Consider the following 6,815-nt stretch of genomic DNA (forward strand, 5'->3'; position numbering starts at 1 on the left):
CCATGCGGGTGTCGGTGCCGGTCACACCCTTTGGAGGACCGGCGTGGTGAGGAACGCGGACTCGGGTGCGGTCCGCAGGACGAGGGCGGCGAGCGCCTCGGCCTCGCGGGATATACCGAGTCTTCGGTGCGTCAGGTGGGCGTGCTCGAAGAGGAGGTAGGTGCCGGGCAGTTCGCAGCTGACCTCCTGGTCGCTGACGGCGGTGTCGAGGGTGCGGAGGTAGCCGCGCCAGGTGTCGGCGGTGCGGCGGCCCCCGACGAGGGAGACCGGCAGGGCGGTGGCGAGTTCGAGGAGGGCCGCGCCGTCGGCGGTGGCCCGGCGGCCGAGCGCGAGGCGCTGGTCGGGGTCGATGCCGGCGGCCCAGTGCTGCCAGCACAGGAAGAGGAACGCGGCGCGGTCGGCGCTGGGGACGAGCGCGGCGACGTGCCGCAGGTGCAGGACGGCGAGGGTGAGCCGGTCGGCGACGGGCAGTCCGCCGGCCTCGGCGACGGCCAGCGCGAAGGCGCTGGAACGCATGGAGAGTTCGTCGGTGAAGGCGGCGGCGCGCTCCTCGTAGCGGTGGAACATCCGGCTGCCGGTGCGGTCCGCCTCGGCGAGCAGCGCGGTCAGCACGTCCTGGGTGATCGACGCGTCGGCGTCGAGCCAGAGTTCGGTGCCGGGGGTGCCGGAGGCCTCCCGCAGCGGGTGGAAGAACCAGTGGCCGGCCCGGCCGTTGAGCACCGGGGCGAGCGCCCCCGCCACGGCGGCGGGCAGCCGCGGCGTCAGGGCGGCGCCCTGATCGGCCCAGGCCTGGCCGGACAGCCGGCAGTACAACCAGTTGCGCGTCACTGCGGATCACCTCGGTATGGAGTCGGACGGTTCGATTCGGGGCAGCCTTGGAATTTGTTCGGGTGACATCTTGCGTTTCACCGGCGAGCCGGTAATCTCCCAGCCGGGACAGGGCCCCAGAAGTGAGACTAAGGTCCGGGTGAATCGGCTTCCATTCTCTGGGGTGGAAAGCTTTCGGCCCCGGTGAATGAGGGCGGTCCTAGGGGGGTCGTCTGGGGTCCCCGCTCCTCCCTGCCGGTCAAGACTGAGCCACACAGCGTGTCTTTGTCTTTTCCGAACAAGGGGTGGATCGGTAATGCTGCGTACCGAACTGATACGGCCGTTGCCCGAACTGCTGAAATCACATGCGCTTTCCTTCGGGAACAAGACGGCATTCAGTGACGGTCGGCGGAGCATCGGATACGCCGAATTGGAGGCCCGTACGGGCCGGCTGGCCGGCCATTTCGCCGAGCTGCGGCTGCAGCCGGGCGACCGGGCCGCGATCCTGCTGGGCAACCGCGTGGAGACGGTGGAGAGTTATCTCGCCATCACGCGGGCGAGCGCGATCGGCGTGCCGCTCAACCCCCGTTCCACCGAGGCGGAGCTGTCCTATCTGCTCGCCGACAGCGGCGCGCGGCTGCTGATCACCGACGCCGCCCATCTGGCGCAGGTCCGCCCGCTCCTGGAGAGCGGCGGGCTTCAGCTCCGGGTCGTCGTGGTCGACGACGAGGGCGCGGTGCCCGCGGACTGCGTCGCGTACGAGCGGCTCGCCACCACCGAGCCCGCGCTGCCCGCCCGGGACGACCTGGGCCTGGACGACGTCGCCTGGCTCCTCTACACCTCCGGCACCACCGGCAAGCCCAAGGGAGTGCTCTCCACCCAGCGCAACTGCCTGTGGTCCGTGGCCGCCTGCTACGCGCCCGTGCCGGGGCTCACCTCCGAGGACCGGGTGCTGTGGCCGCTGCCCCTGTTCCACAGCCTGTCGCACATCTTCTGCGTGCTCGCCGTGACGGCGGTCGGCGCGTCGGCGCGGATCGTCGACGGCTTTTCGGCGGAGGAGGTCCTGCGGGGCCTGGCCGAGGACGACTCGACGTTCCTCGGCGGTGTGCCGACGATGTACCACTACCTGGTGCGGGCCGCCCGTGAGCGCGGCTTCCGCGCGCCCGCGCTGCGCATGTGCCTGGTCGGTGGCGCGATCACCACGGCGTCGCTGCGGAAGGCGTTCGAGGAGTCGTTCGGCGCGCCGCTGCTCGACGCGTACGGATCGACGGAGACATGCGGTTCCATCACCATCAACTGGCCGACCGGCGCCCGGGTCGAGGGCTCCTGCGGTCTGCCGGTGCCCGGACTCAACGTCCGCCTCGTGGACCCGGAGACGGGTGCGGAGGTCGGTACGGACGAGGAGGGCGAGGTCTGGGTCTCCGGCCCCAACGTGATGGCCGGCTACCACAACAAGCCCGAGGAGACGGCGGCCGCGCTGCGCGACGGCTGGTACCGCACCGGTGACCTGGCCCGCCGTGACGGCGCCGGGTACTTCACCGTCACCGGCCGCATCAAGGAAATGATCATCCGGGGTGGGGAGAACATCCACCCGGGCGAGGTCGAGGACGTGCTGCGGCGGGTGCCGGGCGTCGCCGACTGCGCGGTCGTCGGCAAGCCGCACGACATCCTCGGCGAGGTGCCGGTCGCGTTCATCGTCCCGGCGGAGGAGGGCTTCGACCCGGAGGCGCTGTTCGCGGCGTGCCGCGAGGAACTCGCCTACTACAAGGTCCCCGAGGAGCTGTACGAGATCGAGGAGGTGCCCCGGACCCAGTCCGGCAAGGTCACCCGCCTCGCGCTCCTCGACCGCCCGGGCCGCCTGCGGGCGGCCGGCAGCAGCCACTTCGAGGCACTGCTGCGGCAGGACTGGATCCCGCTGCCGTCCGTCCCGACCGCGTCCACGGCCCCCTCCGGCTGGGCGATCGCCGGCGCGGACGCGTCCCCGTTCACGGCGGCGGGCCTGCGGGCCGAGCCGTACACCGACCTGGCGGCCGTCCGCGCCGCGGTCGCCGCGGGCGCGCCGCTCCCGGCGGTCACGGTCCTGTCGCTGGCAGACGCGCCGTCGGCGCCGGAGGGCGTGGGCGCGGCGGAGGGCGGACCGGCCGGTGCCGGTGCCGGTGCCGGTGCGGCCCGTACGGCCGGTGCGGACGGTGCCGGGCCGGACAAGCCCGCTGGGCGCGGTCCCGGTGCGGGAGCGGCCCGTACGGCAGGTACAGCTGCTACGGCTGGTACGGCTCCTAAGGCCGGTGCTGACGAGGCCGTTGCCGGTACGGCCGGTGGATCCGGCCAGGTTTCGGGCGCCGGGCGCGGTGCCGGTGCGGCCCGTAAGGGCGCGGCGGACAAGCCCCTCGGCGCCGGTGCCGGTGCCACCGCCGCCGGCGGCAAGGCCCGTACGGCCGGTGCCGGAACACGCGAAGCCGCCGTCGCCGATGCCGCCGAGCAGGTCGTGCGGCAGCTTGCCGAGGCCGTCGAGCCGTGGCTCGCGGACGAAGGCGTGGCCGGGTCGCGGCTGGTGGTCGTGGTGCGGCGGGCCGTCGCGACCGGGGCCGGGGCCGACACGCCCGACCTGGCGCAGGCCGCCGCCTGGGGGTACGCCGGTGCGCTGCAGGCCCGTCATCCGGGTCGGATCACGCTCGTCGACCTCGACACCGGGCTCGCCACCGAGGACCGCGCGGGCGGCCCCGTCGCCGCCGCGCTGCTCACGGCGGTCGGATCCGGCGAGGACCGGCTCGCCGTCCGGGACGGTCTCGTACTTCAGCCCCGGCTCGCCCGGGTCTCCGCGGCCGTCGAGGACGCGCCGCGTGCGCTCGTCGACCCGGAGGCCACCACCGTCGTGACCGGCGCCGACGGTCCGCGCGGCGGCGCCGTCGCCCGGCATCTGGTCGCCGCGCACCAGGCCCGTCATCTGCTGCTGATCAGCGGCGGCGGAGAGGCCGCTGACACGCTGCGCGGTGAACTCGAGGCGCTCGGCGCCACCGTCGCCGTACACGTCTGCGACCTCACCGACCGGGCCGCGCTCGCCGGGGTCCTCGGTCATGCCGAGCGGCCGGTCGGCACGGTCGTCCACGCGCCCGACCCGGAGGACTTCTGGCCGGGGGCGGCGCTGCGCGCCACCGTCGAGGGCACGCTGCACCTGCACGAGCTGACCCGGGCCGCGCAGCCGGCCGCGTTCGTGCTGCTGTCGTCCGCCGACGCGCTGCTCGGCATCCCCGGCGACCCGTCCCAGGCCGCCGCCGACGCGTTCGTGCAGGCCCTCGCCCAGCACCGCGTCTCGCGCGGGCTGCCGGCGCAGGCGCTGGCGTACGGGCCGTGGGAGCTGCCGTCGGCGGCGGTCGCCGAGAGCGTCCCGGCGGGGATCGGCACGCTGCCGGCCCGTACGGGTCTCGCCATGTTCGACGCCGCCCAGCTCGCCTCGCCGGCCTGCCTGTTCCCGGTGAAGCTGGACACGGCCACGCTGCACCGCGACGCCGTGCCGTCCCTCTTCGACGATCTGGTCGACGCGGCGCCGCGCGCCTCCGAGGCCGACGACGCCCGCGCCGCGGCGCTGCGCGAGCGGCTCGCCGCGCTGCCCGAGGACGGCGGGGTGCGAATGCTCCTTGAGCTGGTGCGGACCGAGGCGGCCAGGACCGCCGAGCTGGACGGGCCGGGCGCGGTCGGCGCGGAACGCGCCTTCAAGGCGCTCGGTTTCACCTCCGTGCACGCCGTGGAGCTGCGGAACCGTCTCACCGAGGCGACCGGTCTGCGGCTGCCGGCCACGCTCGCCTTCGACCACCCCACCGCGGCCGCGATCGCCCGTTTCCTGCGGGCGCAGCTGATCAGCGACGGCGGCTCCGCGGCGGAGTTCGTGGCGACCGGTGCCGGGTACGACGACGAGCCCATCGCCATCGTCGGCATGGGTGTGCGGCTGCCGGGCGGGGTCACCTCGCCGGAGGAGCTGTGGCAGCTGGTGTCGGACGGGGTGGACGCGGTGTCCGCGTTCCCCGACGACCGTGGCTGGGACCTGGAGAAGCTGTACGACCCGGACCCGTCCCACACCGGTACGTCGTACGTTCGTGAGGGCGGGTTCCTTTACGACGCCGGTGAGTTCGACGCGGGGTTCTTCGGGATCTCGCCGCGTGAGGCGCTCGCCACGGATCCGCAGCAGCGGCTGCTGCTGGAGACGGCGTGGGAGACGTTCGAGCGGGCCAAGATCGACCCGGCGGGGCTGCGCGGCTCGAGCGTCGGTGTCTTCGCGGGCGTGATGTACCACGACTACGGCTCCCAGCTCGGCCAGGCGCCGGAGGGCACCGAGGGGTACATCGGGATCGGGACGGCGGGCAGTGTCGTCTCGGGCCGTATCTCCTACACGCTGGGCCTGGAGGGTCCGGCGGTCACGGTCGACACGGCGTGCTCGTCGTCGCTGGTGGCGCTGCACCTGGCGGCGCAGGCGGTGCGCAGCGGTGAGTGCGCGATGGCGCTCGCGGGCGGTGTGGCGGTGATGTCGACGCCGTCGTCGTTCGTGGAGTTCTCCCGTCAGCAGGGTCTGGCCACCGACGGCCGGTGCAAGGCGTTCGCGTCGGCGGCCGACGGTACGGGCTGGGCCGAGGGTGCCGGTCTTGTGCTGCTGGAGCGGCTTTCGGACGCGCGCCGCAACGGCCACCCGGTCCTCGCGGTCGTCCGGGCCAGCGCCATCAACCAGGACGGCGCGTCCAACGGCCTGACCGCGCCGAGCGGTCCGGCGCAGCAGCGGGTGATCCGTCAGGCGCTGGCCAACGCGGGTCTGTCGGCGGCCGACGTCGACACCGTGGAGGCGCACGGCACCGGCACCACGCTCGGTGACCCGATCGAGGCGCAGGCGGTCCTCGCCACCTACGGTCAGGGCCGCCCCGAGGACCGGCCGCTGTGGCTGGGTTCGCTGAAGTCGAACATCGGGCACGCGCAGTCGGCGGCCGGTGTCTCGGGTGTCATCAAGATGGTCGAGGCGATCCGGAACGGCGTGCTGCCGAGGACGCTGCACATCGACGAGCCGAGCGAGCACGTGGACTGGTCGGCGGGCTCGGTGGAGCTGCTGACGGAGGCGCGGCCGTGGCCGGAGACCGGCCGTCCGCGCCGGGCGGGTGTGTCGTCGTTCGGTGTGAGCGGGACGAACGCGCACGTCATCATCGAGCAGCCGCCGGCCGAGGAGGCCGTCGAGCCCGAGCGGGTGGCGGAACCGGCCGCTCTGCCGTGGGTGTTGTCGGCGGCGTCGACGGAGGCGCTGCCGGCGCAGGCGGCCCGGCTGTCGGCGTATCTGGAGGACCGGCCGGAGCTGGCCGCGCGGGATGTGGCGTACGCGCTGGCGACGACCCGTGCCGCGCTGGAGCACCGGGCCGTGGTGACGGCCGCCGACCGTGGGTCGGCGCTGGCCGAGCTGCGGGCGCTGGCCCAGGGCAGGACGGGCCCGGCGACGACGCTGGACACGCCGTCGGACGGGGCGTCGGCGTTCCTGTTCACGGGTCAGGGTGCGCAGCGGGCCGGGATGGGCCGTGAACTGTACGCCGCGTTCCCCGCGTTCGCCGACGCCTTCGACACCGTCTGCGCCGAACTCGACCAGTACCTCGACGGATCACTCACCGAAGTCATCGACACAGGTGACGGTCTGGACGACACGGGCTGGACCCAGCCCGCCCTCTTCGCCATCGAGGTCGCCCTCTTCCGCCTCTACGAGTCCTGGGGCGTACGCCCCGACCACCTCGCCGGACACTCCGTCGGCGAGATCGCCGCCGCCCACGTCGCCGGCATCCTCACCCTCCCCGACGCGGCCAAGCTGGTGACCGCACGCGGGCGCCTCATGCAGGCCCTTCCCGCGGGCGGAACCATGGCCGCGCTCAACCTCACCGAGAACGAGGCACTCAACCTCATCGACGGCCGCAGCGACCGGGTGTCGATCGCCGCCGTCAACGGGCCGGCCTCGGTGGTCATCTCGGGCGCTGAAGAGGTCGTCCTGGAGA

At 73.8% G+C, this 6,815-nt stretch carries 2 protein-coding genes; one reads left to right on the plus strand and one right to left on the minus strand.

What is annotated here, in order from left to right; all coding sequences use genetic code 11:
• Positions 1 to 21 precede the first annotated feature (21 nt).
• Positions 22 to 828: a lantibiotic dehydratase C-terminal domain-containing protein gene (locus IEZ01_RS30235; RefSeq protein ID WP_019886427.1), complete on the minus strand. Its 807-nt coding sequence runs from the start codon at positions 826 to 828 to the stop codon at positions 22 to 24.
• 295 nt (positions 829 to 1,123) lie between these two features.
• On the opposite strand from IEZ01_RS30235, the gene IEZ01_RS30240 reads away from it, so the two are divergent.
• Positions 1,124 to 6,815, plus strand: a 5,692-nt coding sequence (locus IEZ01_RS30240; protein WP_189204899.1) for a type I polyketide synthase, incomplete at its 3' end; no start/stop codon positions are given.

This window comes from Streptomyces purpureus (genome assembly GCF_014648195.1).
GTDB lineage: Bacteria > Actinomycetota > Actinomycetes > Streptomycetales > Streptomycetaceae > Streptomyces > Streptomyces purpureus.